This is a genomic window from Streptomyces sp. SID13666 (genome assembly GCF_010548325.1).
Taxonomy (GTDB): Bacteria; Actinomycetota; Actinomycetes; order Streptomycetales; family Streptomycetaceae; genus Actinacidiphila; species Actinacidiphila fildesensis.
Genome location: NZ_JAAGLX010000003.1, coordinates 118,553 through 135,369 on the forward strand (window position 1 = coordinate 118,553; position 16,817 = coordinate 135,369).

Below are 16,817 nucleotides of genomic sequence, written 5' to 3' on the forward strand. Positions count from 1 at the left end.
TCGAAGTCACGCGGGGCGTCGCGGGCGCCGGGTCAGTTGACCTTGCGCCGGGCGTCGCCCCAGAAGCGGTCACGCAGCTCCCGGCGCAGGATCTTGCCGCTCGGATTGCGGGGCACGTGGTCGATGAACTCGTAGGTTGCGGGCAGCTTGAACGCGGCCAGCCGTTCCACCAGGAAGCGGTGCAGATCCCGGGGTTTCGGCGGCTCCTGACCCGGGACGGCGACGACGAAGGCCCGGACGCTCTCGCCCCAGCGCTCGTCCGGCGCCCCGACGATCACCGCTTCCGCGACACCCGGGTGTGCTTCCAGCGCCGACTCGATCTCGGCCGGGTAGACGTTCTCGCCGGCCACGATGACGGCGTCCTTGATGCGGTCGCTGATGAAGACATAGCCCTCGTCGTCCAGGTACCCGGCGTCACCGGTGTGCACCCAGCCGTCGACGAGCGTCTCGCGGGTCTTGTCGGGCAGGCCCCAGTACTCCAGCATGCGGGCCGGAGTGGCCAGGCACACCTCGCCGACGGCACCGGGCGGCAGCGGTTCGCCCTTGTCGTCGATCACCTTGCAGCCGATGCCCGGGTAGGGCCGTCCGGCGGCCTTCATCCGTGCCCCGCCCGGCACATGGGCGGCGGGCGGCAGGCACACCGCCGTGTTGCCGGTCTCGGTCAGACCGTAGATCTGGGCGAAGTCGCTGCCGAACATCGCCAGGCTCTCCTCCAGCAGCGCCTCGGAGATCGGCGAACCGCCGTAGACGATCTTCCGCAGAGTGCCGAAGTCCCCCGGTGTCACTCCGGGTTCTGCGAGGATCATGCGCAGCATCGCGGGCACCACGCAGGCGGTGGTGATACCGAGGTCCCGGATGAGGGCGACCGCGTCGGGGGCGGAGAAGGCGCGCATCGCCACCACCGTGACCCCGGCGTTGAAGTTCTGGGTGGCCCACCACAGGCCGCCGACGTGGAAGCCGGGTATACCGACCAGGGCCATGTCGCCGGTCCGCCAGTCGATCCAATCCAGACCCTCGCCGGCCAGCGCGTCCCGGACGGCGAAGAAGCTGCGGTGCGCGAGGACGACTCCCTTGGGCAGTCCGGTGGTTCCGCTGGTGTAGAGCTGGGCGATGGCGTCGTCGGGGCCCGATCCGGGGTGCGGATCGGTGTCGGGCTGCGCGTCCTTCCAGGACCGGTACTCCGGCCGGTCACCGTCGGGAGCACCGCTGAGCAGGACCACCGTTCCCGGCGGATCGGTCGGCATCCGGTCGACGACCGGGCCGAACTCACCCTCCAGGAAGAGAAGTTCACTCGCCGAGTCCTGGAGGATATGACTCACCTCGGGAGCGGTGAGCCGCCAGTTGACCGGCACCAGTACCGTCTCGCTCTTGGCACACGCGAAGAGGATCACGTAGTAGTGCTCGGACTCCCGGCCGAGGTAAGCGACCCGCGCGCCCGGCGCCAGGCCCGCGGCCCGGATCGCGTGGGCGACGCGGTTGCTCTCCCGGTGCAGTTCGCCGTAGGTGAGCGTGCGGTCCCCGCAGCGCACGGCCGGGGTCTCCGGCCGCTGGGCGGCGTGGAAGGCGGCGGTCTCCCACAGCGTCCGCAGGAACGGGTAGTACGGGTTCTCGTCGTCCTGCGGACGACCCACGGTGCTCACAGCCACTGTCCTTTCCGGGGCCGCGCGCCGCCGCTGGACAGGACGGCGGCGCGCGGCGGTTTCAGGGGGCCTTCAGGACGTGCCGACGGCGGCTTCGTCGAAGGCGTTGACGAAGGCGAGCTTCACCTCGCCGTCACAGCGGCCGCCCGCCGCGTCCCAGTACCGGTAGGAGGTGTCCGCGATGATCAGCGGAGCACCGCCGCCGGGTGAGCGCCGGTCCACCGCGAGGAATGCGAACTCCCCCGAGAAGGCACGGGCGTTGATGGGACGCCGGAAACTCCCGCCGAACCGGGCGATGAGGATGTCGGGCAGCTGGTGCCGCCAGTAGTCCTCCAGCGTCCAGGAGCTGAATTCCGCCAGCAGCCCCTCCTTGACGGATTTGGCAACCACGTAATACATCATCTGGTTGTAGCTGATGTTCACTTCGACCGCGTTGAGGTGCCCGGTGTCGTCGATGTAGCAGGACTCGTCGATGGAGAATTCACACACGGCCGACACCCGGCCGTTCTCCGCGGTGACCTCGGCGGACTGGAGATAACGGCAATTCGCCTTGTAAGGCCGCAGTACCTGCGACAGGAGTTCGGTGTCGGTGGCGAAGAAGGTCATCGCGCTACGCCGCCGGAGACTCGGTGTCGTAGAGCTTGCGCTCGTCGTGCACCGTGACGCGGAAGGAGACCGTCGGCTCCGGAGTGGCGGTGTGCAGGGCCCGGTGGATCAGGCTGCGGTTGTCCCAGACCAGCAGGTCGCCCTGCTCGAAACTCTGCAGGTGGATGCCGGGATGGGTGAACTCGTCGTCGAGCTGGCCGGTGGCCTCGAACAGCCGGCGCAGCAGCGCCTCGTCGATCGGCACGCCGTTCGCGTCCTCCAGGCCGACGGTGAATCCCTCACTGAGGTACAGCACCGTCTCACCGGTGAACGGGTGGGTGAAGGTGGTGGGCTTCACCACCGGCGGGGTCTTGGTCTCGACCTCCTCCAGGATTTCGGAGATGGGCCGGTACACGTCGTGCGGCCGAATCTTGAAGTACTTCCGTACGGAATGCCGTGCGTAGGTTCCTTCGATGTCCTGCTTCAGGTCCTCGGGCAGCGCCTCGTACGCCCGCCCCATGTCGATGAAATAGGTTCCGCGGCTCTTCTGCGGAATCACCTGTGGGTAGATGAGGGTGAGTCCGAACGGGTCCGGCATGAACATGTAGTCGGCGTGCCAGAACTTGCCGGTCTTCGGTACCCCGATCTGCTTTCCGTCCTTGGGGACGTTCGAGGAGACGAATATCTCCTCGACTTCGGGGTGCTGGTACATGGGCTCGTAGTACGTCTCGGGACGGCCCAGCCGCTTGCCGAGTTCGAGGAACTGTTTGGGCGACAGGTCCTGGCCCTTCAGCACCGCGATCTTGCGCGTGTAGACCGTCTGCTTGAGCGTGGCGATGTCGTCGTCGGAGGCGGCGGCGTGGTCGAAGCCCTCGACGCTCGCGCCGAGCGTCTTGCCGGCCTGCGGAGTGATCTTCATGGGGTCAGCCCTTCGTGTGGTGGGTGGCCGGGGTGCCGATCGGGCCGTCGAGTTTGGCGTCGATCAGCCGTACGGCCTCGTCGAGGGTGAGGTCGCCGCGGAGTTCGTTGTCCGCCACCTCGATGCCGAGGTCACGCTCCAGGCGCATGCTGATCTCGACCATCGTCAGCGAGTCGACGTCGAGTTCGGCGAACGACGCCTCGGGGCGGACCAGCTCCGGGTCCGCGTCGTGCAGCTTCGCGATGATCGCGACCAACTGCTCATAGGTGGTACTCATGTGGGCTGTCTCCTCCGTTGTCCTTCGGGTACCGGAAGCGGTGAGGTCGGGCCACCGCAGCACGCAGGAGCCCCACGTGAGGCCGCCTCCGAACGCGGTGAGCAGGATGCGCTGGCCCGGCCGGACGGCCCGCCGGGCGGCGGCGTCGGCGAGGGCGAGCGGTATCGAGGCGGCGCCGGTGTTGCCGACGGACTCGATGTTGGACACACAGGCGGTCCTGGCGAGGCCGAGCTCGTCGGCCACCGAGTGCAGGATCCGCAGATTGGCCTGGTGGGGCACGAAGTGGTCGACGTCCTCGACCTTCCAGTCGGCGCGCTCCAGCACCGCGCGCGCCGAGCCGGCCATACGGGTCACGGCGTGCCGGTAGACCTCCCGGCCGCGCATCGCGAAGTGCTGGTCCGCGCGGGTGGCGCCGTCGGCGCGCTGCCGGGAGCCGCCGGCCGCGACCATGATGAGGTCCTCGTTGGCGCCGTCGCTGCCGAGGTCGAAGTGGGTCACGGCGCCGAGCTCGTCGGCGTGCCCGGCGCGCAGCACCACCGCTCCCGCACCGTCGCCGAAGATGATCGCGTTCGCCCGGTCGTCGGGGTCCACGATGGCGGAGTACGTGTCCGCGCCGATCAGCAGCACCCGGCGCGCGACACCGGCCGCGATGAGCCCGGCCGCGGACGCCAGCCCGTAGACGAATCCGGTGCAGACCGCGCTGACGTCGAACGCGGCCACACCGTTCAGACTTAGCCGGTCGGCGACGACGGGCGCGGTGGCCGGGCAGGAGCGGTCCGGTGTGGTGGTGGCGACGATCACCGCGTCCACCGACTCGATGCCGGCCGACTCCAGCGCCCGGCGGCCCGCCTCGACCGCCAGGTCGGAGGTGGCCTGCCCGGGGTCCACGAAGTGCCGCCGGCCGATGCCGGTACGGGTCCTGATCCACGCGTCGGTGGTGTCCAGACGCTGCGACAGTTCTTCATTGGTGACGGCCCGGGGCGGTAGCCACCCGGCGAGTCCGCAGACGACGGCGACGGGCCGTGACCCGTCGGGCCGGTGGGCCGGGTGGGTCGGATCGGTGACGGTGTTCGGCAGGGTCGGAGTGTTCGGGCTGAGCACGACGGTTCTCCTCGGTATGCGTGCACTTGCGCGGCCACGGAGGCCGGGAGGAAATCGGAAGCGACGGGGACGGCGGGCGGCAGTCCGCAACGCCACGCGTGACCCGGGTCAGGGCGCCGGAGGGGCCGGAGTTAAGGGGCCCGGCGCTCTGCGGAAAGCCAGCAGCACCACCGTGCCCAGACAGATGCCGGCCGCGATCACGTACACGGCCGTGCGGATGTCGCCCAGCAGGGCGAGCCGCAGCGCCTCGCCGGTGAGTCCACCGTGCCGGCCGGTGTCGGCGACGGCCACCAGCACCGCGAGGCCGACCGCACCACCGACCTGGAGGGTCGTGGACGCGAGACCGGACGCGACGCCCTGGTCCCCGGGCGCGACCCCGGCGGCCGCCGCGATCCACATCGCGGTCCATCCGGCGCCCTGCCCAACACTCAGCAGCACGATCCCCGGCAGCACCCGCGCGTACGAGCCGTCGGTGGTCAGCCCCAGCGCCAGCAGCGCGGCACCGGCGGCGCCCAGCAGCAGTGATCCCAGCAGGGTCTTCGTCATCCCGATCGCGCCGACCGCCAGCTCGCCCGCCTTGGTGCCGGCCGCGACCACGAGCGCCGGCACGAGGAAGGCGAGCCCGGTCTCGAGGGCGCTGTAGCCGCGGACCGTCTGGAAGTACAGCGTCAGGAAGTACGGCAGTGAGCTGAAGGTGGCGCTGAACACCGCGGTCAGTCCCATGGCGGCGACCAGGCTCCGGTGGGCGAACAGCCGGGCCGGGGTGAGCGGATCGCGGGTGCGGGTCTCGATGGCCGCGAAGGCCGCGAGCAGGGCGACGGAAGCCACCGAGCAGCCGAGGACGGAGGCGCTGGTCCAGCCGGCTTCGGGCGCGTGCACCAGGACGAAGACCAGCAGCGTGATGCCGCCGGTCGCCGCGAGCGCGCCGGCCACGTCGAACTCCCGCCGCTGCCCCCGCACTTCGTCAGCGGGGAACAGCATCCACCCCGCCACGGCGATCGCCCCGGCCAGCGGCACGTTGACGTAGAAGACCGACGGCCAGCCGAACGCGTCGACGAGCACTCCGCCGAGCAGTGAGCCGAAGCAGAGTCCGCCCGCACCCGCGGCGCCCCAGACGGCGAGCGCCCGGTTGCGGGCCGGTCCCTCGCTGAACAGCGTAGTGATCAAAGAGAGAGTGGCGGGAAACAGCAGTGCCCCGCCGATGCCCTGGACGGCTCGGACGGCCACCAGGACGGTGGCGGATCCGGCCAGTCCGCCGACGAGCGAGGAGCCGGCGTACAGCAGCGCGGCGACGACGAAGATCCGGCGGCGGCCGACCAGGTCCGTGGTCCGGCCGCCCAGCAGCAGGAAGCCGGCGGTGGCGACGACGTAGGCGCTGACCACCCACTGGAGGTCCTGGGCCGAGAAGCCGAGACCGCTGCCGATGCTCGGGAGCGCGACATAGACGACGTTGAAGTCGAGAGCGATGACGAGTTGGGCGGTGGCCAGAACGAACAAGGACAGTCCGAGACGTTGGCGCGATGGAGCGGGTGGTGCCTTCAGTGCAGACATGCTCGGACGTTCCCCCTTGGAATCCGCCCCTGGTCGTATGCCCGTCATACGCCGGGAGCGGCGGCCCGTCCTGGATCCTGACCGAGGTCCCGGAACGCGGCAAACGCCGTGTATTCGTTTTGGACTGACCTGACGTCCTGTTGCGAATGCGGCTTCCTTATGATCCGGAGGAGCCGCCGTTTCGGAGCAAGGGGATGTGCCGCCGATATCTGGCCAAAATATTGGGCACTCTTGGAGACGATGTCAACCCGAGCAGCTGACCAAACCTGCTATTTTTGGCCATTCCTGCGGCCCTGCACGGCAGAGGAGATGGCGAATTCCGACCGTAACTCCCGCGACACCGCGTCGTTCTCACGACACCGGACTTCAACAGGTCTTTTACAGTAGTCGGATGACGGAGCCGTTCAGTTCCCGGCCCCTTCGATATTTTTCCTCACACCTTACTGAGTTGCCGATCGGGCTACCAGCCCCGTACGGCATGCAAACATTAGGGAGTGGCATTGACTCCCGTGGCAGAAACCCGCACTCCCTCGCGTTCCGCCAGCTCCTGGCGTATATCCCGGGCCGCGCCACCACCGGCCCTGCTCGGATTCCTCGTGTTGTTGGCCGTGTTGATGGCGGGCTCGTTCGCGGTCGGCCGGGCGGCCGGTCCCGTATCCCCCGGAATCCACCGGACGGGCAATGACGCACCACGTGTCCCGGGCGATCCGTCGCCGGATTCCGGGCCGGGATCCGGTCCCGGTGCGGAGCCGGGAGCACCGTCCGAACCGGACTCCGACGGCGGTGGGATGCCGGGCATGGGCGGCATGGGATCGCAGGGGCCCGAGCTCCCGGGGGCCGGACGATGACGGCCACCGGTCCGGTCACCACGGACCTGGTCGTCGGTGGTATGACGTGCGCGGCCTGCGTCGGCCGGGTGGAGAAGAAGCTCGCGAGGCTCCCGGACGTGACCGCCAGCGTGAATCTGGCCACCGGACGGGCCCGGGTCACCCACCCGCCGGAGACGTCCGCCGAGCAGCTGATTTCAGCCGTGGAACAGGCCGGGTACACCGCCGAACTCCCGCGGCCGCCCGCAACGGCCGGCTCCGGAACCACCGCAACAGCCGACGGCGCCGGGACCGATGGCGCCCCGGCCCGTGGCGCCGACCGTGACCGGCTGCTCGGCACCGCGGCGCTCGCGCTCCCCGTCATGCTGCTGTCCATGGTCCCGGCCTGGCAGTTCAACCACTGGCAGTGGCTGTGCTTCACCCTCGCCGCACCCGTCGCCGTATGGGGGGCCTGGCCCTTCCACCGGCTGGCCCTGCGGGGGCTGCGGCACTCGGCGGCCACCATGGACACGCTGGTGTCCGTGGGGGTGGCCGCGTCCTTCCTCTGGTCCGTGTACGCGCTGTTCCTCGGCGGGGCCGGTGAACAGAACATGCGGATGCCGTTCAACTGGCTGCCGACAGCGGGCGACGGGGTCGCCCATGTGTATCTGGAGGCGGCGGTCGGCGTCCCGCTGTTCGTACTGACCGGACGCTGGCTGGAGGCACACGCGCGGCGCGGCACCGGCTCGGCGCTCCGCGCGCTGGCCGAACTCGGCGCCAAGGACGTCGAGTTGCGGGACCGGAACGGACACGGCGGCCCGCGGATTCCGATCGCGGAGCTGCGGGTGGGCCAGGAGTTCCTCGTCCGGCCCGGTGAGAGGGTCGCCACCGACGGCGTCGTGGTCGAGGGCAGTTCCGCGCTCGACCTCTCCCTGGTCACGGGTGAGAGCACTCCGGTGGAGGTCGGGCCCGGGACCACGGTCGTGGGCGCGGCGGTCAACTCCGGCGGGCTGCTGGTGGTACGGGCGACCGCCGTCGGCGCCGACACCCAACTCGACCGCATCACCCGCCTGGTGACCGACGCCCAGGCGGGCAAGGCCCGTATCCAGCGGCTCGCGGACTCCATCGCGGGTGTCTTCGTCCCCGCCATCGTGACGGTCGCCGCCACCGTGCTCAGCTTCTGGCTGGGAGCGGGTGCCGGCGCGGAAGCTGCCGTGACCGCGGCCGTAGCCGTACTGGTCGTCGCCTGCCCGTGCGCGCTCGGTCTCGCCACTCCGACCGCCTTTCTCGCCGCCACCGGACGCGGCGCCCAACTGGGCATCCTGATCCGCGAGCCCGAGGCACTGGAGCGGCTGCGCCGGGTGGACACCGTCGTGTTCGACAAGACCGGCACGCTCACCACCGGCCGGATGACACTCGTCGAGGCCACGACCGTCCCCGACGGGCCGGCCGCGGCCGAGGTGCTGCGGCTGGCGGGCGCGGTGGAGCACGGCTCTGAGCACCCCATCGGGCGGGCGGTGGCCGCCGCGGCGCGCCGCCGCGCGGGAGAAGGAAACGCGCTCCCCGCGGCCGAGGACTTCCGGGCGCTACCCGGCGTCGGTGTGTCCGGCCGGGTCGAGAGCCATGAGATCCGGGTGACCGGCCCCCGCGGCCGATCGGCTCTCCCCGATGTCCTGCGGCAGGCGCTGGACCGGGCGGAGCGCGCCGCGCACACCGCCGTCGTCGTGGAGTTGGACGGCCGGGCGGTCGCCGTGCTGGCCGTCGGCGACACCGTACGTCCTTCCAGCTATCGCGCCGTACGCCATCTGCGGGAGCTGGGCATCGAATCCGTCCTGCTGACCGGCGACGGTCCCGCCGCGGCCGAGGCGGTCGCCGAGCAGGCCGGCATCACTCACGTGCACGCGGGTGTCCTCCCGCAGGGCAAGGCGGAGATCATCACCGAACTGCAGGCCGCCGGGCGGCGGGTGGCGATGGTCGGTGACGGCATCAACGATGCCGCGGCACTGGCCGTCGCCGATCTCGGGATGGCGATGGGAGCGGGAACCGACGTGGCGATCGGCGCGGCCGACATCACCCTCGTCCGCGAGGACATGGAGGCGGTCGTGGAAGCGGTCCGGCTCACCCGCCGCACCCTGCGCACGATCCGCGCCAACCTCGGCTGGGCGTTCGGGTACAACATCCTCACCGTGCCGCTCGCGGCGACCGGCTGGCTCGACCCGATGTTCGCGGCGCTGGCGATGTCGGCCAGCTCGGTGCTCGTCGTCGGCAACAGCCTGCGGCTGCTCGCTCCTTCGTCCGGCACCGGACCCGGCCCGGGGTCCGGGCCGGGCGGCGGCGGACGGTCCGGGCGTACGCCGGGGCGGCGGCAGGGCGGCGAACGGTCCCTGGCGGGTGCGCGATGAGTACGCCGACCCGCGACGACCACGACCGGCCCGCTTCCGCCTCGGACGGCATCGTCCTTGAGGTGCCGGGTGCGGTGCGCGCCGCCCTGGTCCCGGTGGCCACCTGCGTGGCCGTGCTGGCGCTGCTCACCGCCTATACGACGACGGGCGCGGCCGGTGAACCCCCGGCCCGCATCACCGTCACCGACGCCCGGGTCCTCCGGCCCGCCAACACCGAGGCGACCGCGGCTTTCTTCACCCTGCGCAACTCCGGCGGCACCGACGACATCCTGCTGTCGGTGGACTCCCCGGTCCTGGGGCCGGCGATGCTCACCCGCACGGTCGTCCGCGACGGAGCCGGGCGGATGGCGCCCGCAGGCCCGGTCGCCGTGCGCGCGCACACCGCCGTGACCATGGATCCGGCCGGGCTCGACGTCATGATCCCGCGCCCGCCGCGGCTGCCGCTGGGCGAGCGGGTGCCGTTCGTCCTGCGCTTCCGGGACAGCGGGGAAGTACGGGTCGAGGCCGTGGTCGTCCGTCCGGGAGCCTGACCCCGGACGGACGACGGCCGTCAGCCCTCGGTCACCCCTCCCCCATCAGCTTCCGGATCTCGGTGATGAGGGCGACGAGCGCGGCCCGCTCCGGGATCGTGGTGTCGGGGTGCCAGAGGTCGATCAGGAGGGCGGTGCGCGGCCGGGTGCCGCGGTTCCACGCCTCGTGCTCGAAGGAGTAGTCGAACAGCAGGCACTTGCCCTCCTCCCAGCTCCTGGTCTCACCGGCGACGGTGATGCCGCAGCCGTCCGGGATGTCCACGGCGAGGTGCAGGTTGATGCTGAAGTTCCACAGGTCGTGGTGCGGGGCGATCGACGCGCCGGGCAGCAGTGTGGAGAAGTGGCTCTCCAGGAGCGGGCAGATCTTCCCGGTGTCGACCGCGTACTCCTCGAGCACGCCGAACGCCGTCGGCACGACGTCCGCCGACTCCCGCACCAGTGCTCCCCCGCGGTACAGATACAGCGCCTGCCAGTCCTCCTGGCGCGTCAGGTAGTGCTCGTAGTCGGAGAACGCGGCCCGGCGCACGGACCAGGCCTGCGCCAACTCGTCCCTGACGGCGGTGTGCGCGGCTTCGAGAGCGTGCACCACGGGGGCCAGCTCCTGGTGTTCGTACGGGTCGTGCCATGGGCGCTGCGAGATCCCGGGCATGATCCACTTCGCGCCATTCTGCAGCGGGTGCCGGTCCTGCCGCCCCGGCTCCAGCATCTGCTCGACGCGCACGATGGCCCCCGCTCCGTACTGCTCCCGCAGCGCGGCGAAGGCCTTCTCTATCTCGGGGGTCATGCGTGGCTCCAGACGTGCTGCTGGGTGATGTGGCGTGAACGGACGGGGTATTCGGCGGTCTCGCGCTCACGGCTGGGGTGCTCCGCGGCGGAGTGCTCCGTGGCCTGGTGCTCCGTGCCGTGCTGCCGGTGCACGGCTCCCGGGCGTGGCGCCGTCTCCGCCGCCTTCAGCAGGACGACCAGGTCGTCGCGGGCGCGGGCGACGCGGGACCGTACGGTGCCGATCGGGCAGCCGGTCGTGGAGGCGGCCTCGGCGTAGGACAGACCGAGCAGCTGGGTGAGGACGAACGCCTCACGGCGTGGCGCCTGCAGCGTGTCGAGGAGTTCGAGCATCGCCACGCCCTCCTCGAAGCCCGGCACCCCGACGGGCTGGGTTCCCTCGGCGGCGCTGCGCCAGTCGACGGCGTCGGAGATACGGGGCCGGGCGGCGGCGTGCCGGTAGCGGTCGATGACGGCCCGGCGGGCGATCGACAGCAGCCAGGTCCGCGCGCCCGAGCGGCCGGCGAACCGCGGCAGGCCGCCCAGCGCCCGCAGGAACGTGTCCTGTGTCAGGTCGTCGGCGCCGTGCACATCGCCGCTGAGATGGGCGGTGAACCGCCAGACGTCGCTGTACGTGGCCTGTACGAAGCGCTCGACCGCCGCTGGATCACCGCCGCGCGCGGCCAGCGCCCACTCGGTGACCTGTTCGTCGTCCTTGCGAGCCGACGCCCTCGGGGCGCCCCTCACCAGGGCATGAGTCATCACAAAAGGTCCTTCTCGTGCTGCACGGCCGCACCACGGCGTGAAGCGGCCGTCGGCGAACGGCATCTCAGGACCGGCGGTGTCCGTCCGGACGGGCCCGGTCCGTGTCCCCCGGCCGCGGTCGGCGGGCGGTGGGAGAGATCCGTATGGTCAGGGACCGGCCTGCGCGACGGCGCCCGCCGTGGGCGCGGCGGCGTACGGGCAGGCGGGTACTCCGCCCGTCACCGGGCGCGCGGCTTTTGTCGGCCGGGCGCGCGGGGACGAGCGGTGTCAGCAGTACTGGGCGGCTGCTGGTGGGCCCCTGCGGGACAGGACGTGGTGCAGCAGGGCGCCGCGCAGCGCGTGCGCGGGAGCGTCGTCGGCGGTACGGCGCGGGCACGGCCGGCCGTCGTCCTGGGCTGTGCGGAAGAAGTGGCACAGCACGCGCCAGACGCGTCGCAACGGGGCGGCCATCAGGGCCGACAGAGCCCGTCCGAGACGGAAGGCGCCCGCCTCACCGCGCCACAGCCACAGTCCGCAGACCATGGCGGCGAGCAGGTGGGCGAGGAACATCGTGGTGGAGTCGTGGCCGCCGGACGCCATGCCCATGAGGTCCGAGGCGGCGGTCGGGCGGCCCTCGGAACCGGACATACCCATGCCCATGCCCATGTTCATGCTCATGTCCATGTCGCCGATGCGCATGACCGCGGACATCGCGGCGGTGCCGCTGTGCATGCCGGGCATGTCGTGGGACATGAGGCCGGCCGTTCCGCGGCCGAGCGGCTGGGTCAGGCCGAACAGGGTGTGCAGGCCGAGTTGGGCCAGGACGGTGGATCCGGCGACGACCAGAACGCCGCGTTCCCGCCCGGCCAGCCACCAGGCGGCCGAGGCCGTACCGGAGAAGGCCGCGCAGAGCGACCACCACGGAACGGCGACGCCGGAGGCCCAGGAGTGCCCGAGCGCTGCCATCAGCACGCAGACGGCCGCGAACATCGCGGCTCGTGCGGTGCGGGACGCCGGCCCGGTGGTCATGCGGCCATCGTGCCACCCCGGCCCGCCCGGTGGGAGCGATATGGCCCCGGACCTGACCGTTTGTGATGTACGTGATGAGAATCCGGCGGTTCGGCGGTCGCCGGGCCGGATCGTACGGGGCCGGGGCGTCCTCTTGGTTTCGGTGCCGGTGGCTGCGAGCATGTCGCTCGCCCACGAGTGATCGTGGTTGGCGGAGTATTCACCGTGGTTCCATCCATCGGTCACGGAGGGTTCTCCACCACCTGAGGAGACTGGCAGCGCATCCGCACTGCCACGGACGACCCTGGAGGCCGGCCTCTCATGACCGCCATCGACCGCCGACGATTCATGCAGCTGGCCGGTGGCACCGCCGCCGCCTCCCTGCTGTCGAACAGCATCGCCCGAGCGGCGGAGATCCCGGCGAACCGCCGCACCGGCTCCCTGCGCGACGTCGAGCACATCGTCGTCCTGATGCAGGAGAACCGCTCCTTCGACCACTACTTCGGCACCCTGCGCGGCACCCGCGGGTTCGGCGACCCCCGGCCGGTGGTGCTGCCCAGCGGCAAGACGGTCTTCCACCAGTCCGACGGCACGAAGGACGTCCTGCCCTTCCACCCGGAGGCGGACAATCTCGGCCTGCAGTTCCTCCAGGACCTCAACCACGACTGGAACGGCGGCCACGCCGCCTTCAACCAGGGCAAGTACGACCGCTGGGTACCGGCCAAGACCGCGACGACGATGGCCTACCTGACGCGCGAGGACATCCCCTTCCACTACGCTCTGGCCGACACGTTCACCATCTGCGACGCGTACCACTGCTCGCTGCTGGGCCCCACGGACCCCAACCGCTACTACATGTGGACCGGCTTCGTCGGCAACGACGGCACCGGCGGCGGACCCGTCATCACCAACGCCGAGGCCGGCTACTCCTGGACGACCTACCCCGAGCGCCTGGAGAAGGCCGGGGTCTCCTGGAAGATCTACCAGGACGTGGGCGACGGACTCGACGCCGCCGGCGGCTGGGGCTGGATCGAGGACGCCTACCGGGGCAACTACGGCGACAACTCGCTGCTCTACTTCAACCAGTACCGCAACGCGAAGCCGGGCGACCCGCTGTACGACAAGGCCCGCACCGGCACCGACGCCAAGGCGGGCGAGGGGTTCTTCGACATCCTCAAGGCCGATGTGGCGGCCGACCGGCTGCCCGCGGTCTCCTGGATCGCGGCCCCCGAGGCCTTCACCGAGCACCCGAACTGGCCGGTCAACTACGGCGCCTGGTACATCTCCCAGGTGCTGGACGCGCTGACGTCCAACCCCGAGGTGTGGAGCAAGACCGCGGTCTTCATCACCTACGACGAGAACGACGGCTTCTTCGACCACGCCGTGCCGCCGTACCCGCCGTCCTCCCCGGCGCAGGGCACGTCGACCGTGGACATCACGGGCGAGCTGTTCACGCCCACCGGAACCGACCACAGCGTGCCCGGCGCCTACGGCCTGGGGCAGCGGGTCCCGATGTTCGTGGTGTCCCCGTGGAGCAAGGGCGGCTGGGTCAACTCCCAGGTCTTCGACCACACCTCGATCATCCGGTTCATCGAGCAGCGCTTCGGCGTCCACGAGCCGAACATCTCGCCCTGGCGCCGGGCGGTCTGCGGCGACCTCACCACCGCGTTCCAGTTCGGCAGGACCGACACCAGGGTCCCGTCGCTCCCCGACACCGCCGGCTACGTGCCGCCGGACCGGGACCGGCACCCCGACTACGTGCCGGTGCCCCCGGCCAACCCGGTGCTGCCGAAGCAGGAACCCGGTCTGCGGCCGGCCCGCGCGCTGCCGTACAACCTGGCCGCCGACGCCGGGGTCGACGTCAAGGGCCATCGGCTGAAGATCGACTTCGCCAACCACGGCAAGGCCGGCGCGAACCTGTACGTCACCTCCCCGACCAACACGGACGGCCCGTGGACGTACACCGTCGAGGCGGGACGACGGCTGTCCGACAGCCTGGCCATCGCTCCGGCGGGGCACAGCGCTTACGACTTCACCGTGCACGGCCCCAACGGCTTCCTGCGGCAGTTCGCGGGCCACGCCGGCAGCCGGGGCCCGGAGGTCACCGCGGCCCATGACGGCAGCAGCGGCCAGGTGCGGCTGGTGCTCAGCAATCCGGGCACGACGACCGTCAAGCTCACCGTCAAGGACGGGTACGGGCACGAGCGCCCGGCCACGTACCGGCTGCGGCCCGGCGCGCGCGCCGTTCACACCGCGCACCCGCGCCACAGCCACGACTGGTACGACCTGACGGTCTGCTCCGAGCAGGACGGCGGTTTCCTTCGCCGGCTGGCCGGCCATGTCGAGACCGGCAAGCCCGGTACGAGCGACCCGGCGATCGCCACGCGCTGACCGCTGCTCCCGCTGTTCCTTCGTCCCTCCTCTGCTAGACGGTCAGAGCCGGCCTGGCGAGCGCCGGGTCCTGGCGGAGGATCGACTGCTGGAGCCGGGCCAGTTCATGGCCCGGCTCCACCCCCAGCTCGTCGATGAGCATCGCCCGGGTCGTCCTGAACAGCGCGAGTGCCTCCGCCTGCCGGCCCGAGCGGTAGAGCGCCAGCATGAGGCCGGCGCGCGGCCGCTCCCGCAGCGGGCATTCGCGGATGACGCCCTTCAGCAGGGCGACGGCCTCCTCGTTCCGGCCGAGTGCCAGGGCGGCCGTCGCCAGGTACTCGGTCGCGGACGTCCGCAACTCCTCCAGCCTCGCGATCTCCGCGGCGAGCGGCTCATGATCGGCGAGACCGGCCATCGCGGGCCCGCGCCACAGCCGCAGCGCCCTGGTCAGACAGCGGTACGCCTCCATCGCTCGGCCCGCCTCGAGCAGCGACCTGCCGTCCGACACGAGCCGCGCGAACCGGACTCCGTCGACCTGTTCGTCCGGAGCGTGCAGTGAATACCCGCCGGGAACGCTGCGCACCAGGCGCACCGATCCGTCGGGCGGCCCCGGTTCCAGGAGTTTCCTGAATCGCGAGACATAACTCTGGAGACTGTTGACCGCGCTGGGCGGCGCCTCGTCCCCCCATACGTAGTCGATGAGCCGGGGCACCGGAACGAATGTGTTGCGGTGCATCAACAGAGCTGCCACGACAGCCTGTTGTCTACGCCCTCCCGGGCTGATCGAACGGTTTTCGTCGGCGATGGTGACAGGTCCGAGTAAGCGGAACTCCATGGTCTCCCCCCAGACCGATGGTGCGTCTTTCACGGTCATTGTTTAACACGCGCATCTCATGGATGAGAAGTAGGCCTGGTACGCACCTTGCACGCAAGTTGCACGAATTCTGCAAGGCCACCCGGGGACTGTGTCCTTACCGGCTCCAACGGTGGAGCCGACGGGGGTGATTCACATGTCCGCAGACCCATTATCGGCGCAAACGGTACAAGGAGATCCCGACGCGGTCATGCGGACCGCGGCCGGGCAGGTCGGCGTCCATGAGGGCCGCGATCACGGCGACTGGAACAACATCCAGCGGTACAGCGACGAGGTCCCCGGCCTGGAGTGGTCGCAGGGGCAGCCCTGGTGCGCGACCTTCGTCTCCTGGGTGGCGCTGCGCGCCGGCGCGGCCGCCCTGTTCCCGCGTACCGCGTCGTGCGCCACGGGCGTCGCCTGGTTCAAGGAGCGCGGGCGGTTCTCGGAGTATCCGGCGGTAGGAGCCCAGGTCTTCTACGGTGTCGGCGGTTCTGAGCACACCGGCGTGGTGGAGCGGTTCGACGCCACGCGCATCTACACCATCGAGGGCAACACCAACGTGAACGGCTCCGCCGAGGGCGACGGGGTCTACCGGCGGGTGCGCGAACGCACCTCGCCCCGGGTGTACGGCTACGGCTACCCGAAGTACCCGGGCGGCATCGCCTCCGCCGATCCGGCCTGGCCCCGCCCGACACCCACCCCGCACCCGCCCGCTCTGGAACCGTTCCCCGGTGCGCAGTGGTTCCACACCGCTCCGCACAGCCCGGTCATCACGGCGATGGGCCGCCGGCTGGTGGCCGAAGGGGTGGCGCTGTACAGCCAGGGGCCCGGCCCGCAGTGGACGGATACCGACCGGCGTTCGTACGCGAAGTTCCAGCTGAAGATCGGTTACCGGGGTTCGGACGCCGACGGCTGGCCCGGTCCGGTTTCCTGGGCGAACCTGCGCGTGCCGAATACCTGACCTTTCGCCCGGAATTCCCTCTTCGAATTCCCGTCCCGCGTACATGAGTTCGCATTCCTGCGACACGAGGGAATTCCACTCCGGAAGTTCGCCATGCCTCGATCCAGCACACCCAGGAATCCTGCGCCGACACAGCCGACCGCGCCCTCCGTCTCCCTGCCCAAGGGCGGCGGAGCGGTGCGCGGGATCGGTGAGAAATTCGCCGCGAATCCGGCAACCGGAACGGGTCGGATGACCGTGCCGATCGCGACGAGCCCCGGCCCGTCCGCGCCGGACCCCAACTACGGCGAGCACGACACCGGGACTCC

At 70.8% G+C, this 16,817-nt stretch carries 13 protein-coding genes and 1 pseudogene; 4 read left to right on the forward strand and 10 right to left on the reverse strand.

Annotated features, from left to right (window positions below; all coding sequences use genetic code 11):
- Positions 1–32: 32 nt before the first annotated feature.
- The 6 genes and pseudogenes from G3I60_RS07600 to G3I60_RS07620 form a co-directional block, all read right to left on the reverse strand.
- Entirely contained in the window at positions 33–1,640 is a 1,608-nt protein-coding gene (locus G3I60_RS07600; RefSeq protein ID WP_343240923.1) for a long-chain-fatty-acid--CoA ligase, read from the reverse strand.
- A 72-nt stretch (positions 1,641–1,712) separates the two neighbouring features.
- Positions 1,713–2,246, reverse strand: a complete 534-nt coding sequence (locus tag G3I60_RS07605; protein WP_164293446.1) for an FcoT family thioesterase — start codon at positions 2,244–2,246, stop codon at positions 1,713–1,715.
- A gap of 4 nt (positions 2,247–2,250) precedes the next feature.
- Positions 2,251–3,144 carry a TauD/TfdA family dioxygenase gene (locus tag G3I60_RS07610; protein ID WP_164293445.1) on the reverse strand — a complete coding sequence of 298 codons (894 nt, stop codon included), beginning with the start codon at positions 3,142–3,144 and terminating at the stop codon, positions 2,251–2,253.
- A gap of 4 nt (positions 3,145–3,148) precedes the next feature.
- Entirely contained in the window at positions 3,149–3,421 is a 273-nt protein-coding gene (locus tag G3I60_RS45205; protein WP_232485180.1) for an acyl carrier protein, read from the reverse strand.
- Between the two features lie 42 nt (positions 3,422–3,463).
- Positions 3,464–4,498: pseudogene (locus G3I60_RS07615) on the reverse strand (beta-ketoacyl-ACP synthase III); the annotation flags it as partial.
- A gap of 132 nt (positions 4,499–4,630) precedes the next feature.
- Positions 4,631–6,073 (reverse strand): MFS transporter, encoded by a 1,443-nt coding sequence (locus G3I60_RS07620; RefSeq protein ID WP_164293443.1) that lies wholly within the window; start codon positions 6,071–6,073, stop codon positions 4,631–4,633.
- Between the two features lie 844 nt (positions 6,074–6,917).
- Between G3I60_RS07620 and G3I60_RS07625 the strand changes: the two genes are divergently transcribed.
- Together G3I60_RS07625 and G3I60_RS07630 are read left to right on the forward strand one after the other, a co-directional pair.
- The gene (locus tag G3I60_RS07625; RefSeq protein ID WP_164293442.1) at positions 6,918–9,281 is read left to right on the forward strand and encodes a cation-translocating P-type ATPase; all 2,364 of its coding nucleotides are present in this window, start codon (positions 6,918–6,920) and stop codon (positions 9,279–9,281) included.
- Positions 9,278–9,811 (forward strand): copper chaperone PCu(A)C, encoded by a 534-nt coding sequence (locus tag G3I60_RS07630; RefSeq protein WP_164293441.1) that lies wholly within the window; start codon positions 9,278–9,280, stop codon positions 9,809–9,811. Before G3I60_RS07625 ends, G3I60_RS07630 begins: the two co-directional genes overlap by 4 nt.
- A gap of 31 nt (positions 9,812–9,842) precedes the next feature.
- Here the strand turns inward: G3I60_RS07630 and G3I60_RS07635 are convergent, their stop codons facing one another.
- The 3 genes from G3I60_RS07635 to G3I60_RS07645 form a co-directional block, all read right to left on the reverse strand.
- Positions 9,843–10,595 (reverse strand): aspartyl/asparaginyl beta-hydroxylase domain-containing protein, encoded by a 753-nt coding sequence (locus tag G3I60_RS07635; RefSeq protein ID WP_164293440.1) that lies wholly within the window; start codon positions 10,593–10,595, stop codon positions 9,843–9,845.
- Positions 10,592–11,335, reverse strand: coding sequence for a sigma-70 family RNA polymerase sigma factor (locus G3I60_RS07640; RefSeq protein WP_164293439.1), 744 nt, complete (start codon positions 11,333–11,335; stop codon positions 10,592–10,594). The genes G3I60_RS07635 and G3I60_RS07640 overlap by 4 nt, the downstream gene beginning before the upstream one ends.
- 270 nt (positions 11,336–11,605) lie before the next feature.
- Positions 11,606–12,346 (reverse strand): hypothetical protein, encoded by a 741-nt coding sequence (locus tag G3I60_RS07645; RefSeq protein WP_164293438.1) that lies wholly within the window; start codon positions 12,344–12,346, stop codon positions 11,606–11,608.
- Between the two features lie 300 nt (positions 12,347–12,646).
- Between G3I60_RS07645 and G3I60_RS07650 the strand changes: the two genes are divergently transcribed.
- On the forward strand, positions 12,647–14,716 hold the full coding sequence (locus G3I60_RS07650) for a phosphocholine-specific phospholipase C (protein WP_164293437.1): 2,070 nt from the start codon (positions 12,647–12,649) through the stop codon (positions 14,714–14,716).
- Between the two features lie 34 nt (positions 14,717–14,750).
- Here the strand turns inward: G3I60_RS07650 and G3I60_RS07655 are convergent, their stop codons facing one another.
- A complete protein-coding gene (locus G3I60_RS07655; RefSeq protein ID WP_343241929.1) occupies positions 14,751–15,569 on the reverse strand; it encodes an AfsR/SARP family transcriptional regulator in 819 nt (272 codons plus the stop codon).
- 190 nt (positions 15,570–15,759) lie between these two features.
- On the opposite strand from G3I60_RS07655, the gene G3I60_RS07660 reads away from it, so the two are divergent.
- The gene (locus G3I60_RS07660; RefSeq protein ID WP_343240921.1) at positions 15,760–16,509 is read left to right on the forward strand and encodes a peptidoglycan-binding protein; all 750 of its coding nucleotides are present in this window, start codon (positions 15,760–15,762) and stop codon (positions 16,507–16,509) included.
- Positions 16,510–16,817: the final 308 nt, after the last annotated feature.

Coding starts and splice junctions, on each gene's coding strand:
- G3I60_RS07630 (WP_164293441.1), top strand. CDS start 9,278: ATGAGTACGCCGACCCGCGACGACCACGACCGGCCCGCTTCCGCCTCG.
- G3I60_RS45205 (WP_232485180.1), bottom strand. CDS start 3,421: ATGAGTACCACCTATGAGCAGTTGGTCGCGATCATCGCGAAGCTGCAC.
- G3I60_RS07605 (WP_164293446.1), bottom strand. CDS start 2,246: ATGACCTTCTTCGCCACCGACACCGAACTCCTGTCGCAGGTACTGCGG.
- G3I60_RS07640 (WP_164293439.1), bottom strand. CDS start 11,335: ATGACTCATGCCCTGGTGAGGGGCGCCCCGAGGGCGTCGGCTCGCAAG.
- G3I60_RS07625 (WP_164293442.1), top strand. CDS start 6,918: ATGACGGCCACCGGTCCGGTCACCACGGACCTGGTCGTCGGTGGTATG.
- G3I60_RS07660 (WP_343240921.1), top strand. CDS start 15,760: ATGCGGACCGCGGCCGGGCAGGTCGGCGTCCATGAGGGCCGCGATCAC.
- G3I60_RS07645 (WP_164293438.1), bottom strand. CDS start 12,346: ATGACCACCGGGCCGGCGTCCCGCACCGCACGAGCCGCGATGTTCGCG.
- G3I60_RS07635 (WP_164293440.1), bottom strand. CDS start 10,595: ATGACCCCCGAGATAGAGAAGGCCTTCGCCGCGCTGCGGGAGCAGTAC.
- G3I60_RS07620 (WP_164293443.1), bottom strand. CDS start 6,073: ATGTCTGCACTGAAGGCACCACCCGCTCCATCGCGCCAACGTCTCGGA.
- G3I60_RS07610 (WP_164293445.1), bottom strand. CDS start 3,144: ATGAAGATCACTCCGCAGGCCGGCAAGACGCTCGGCGCGAGCGTCGAG.
- G3I60_RS07655 (WP_343241929.1), bottom strand. CDS start 15,569: ATGACCGTGAAAGACGCACCATCGGTCTGGGGGGAGACCATGGAGTTC.
- G3I60_RS07650 (WP_164293437.1), top strand. CDS start 12,647: ATGACCGCCATCGACCGCCGACGATTCATGCAGCTGGCCGGTGGCACC.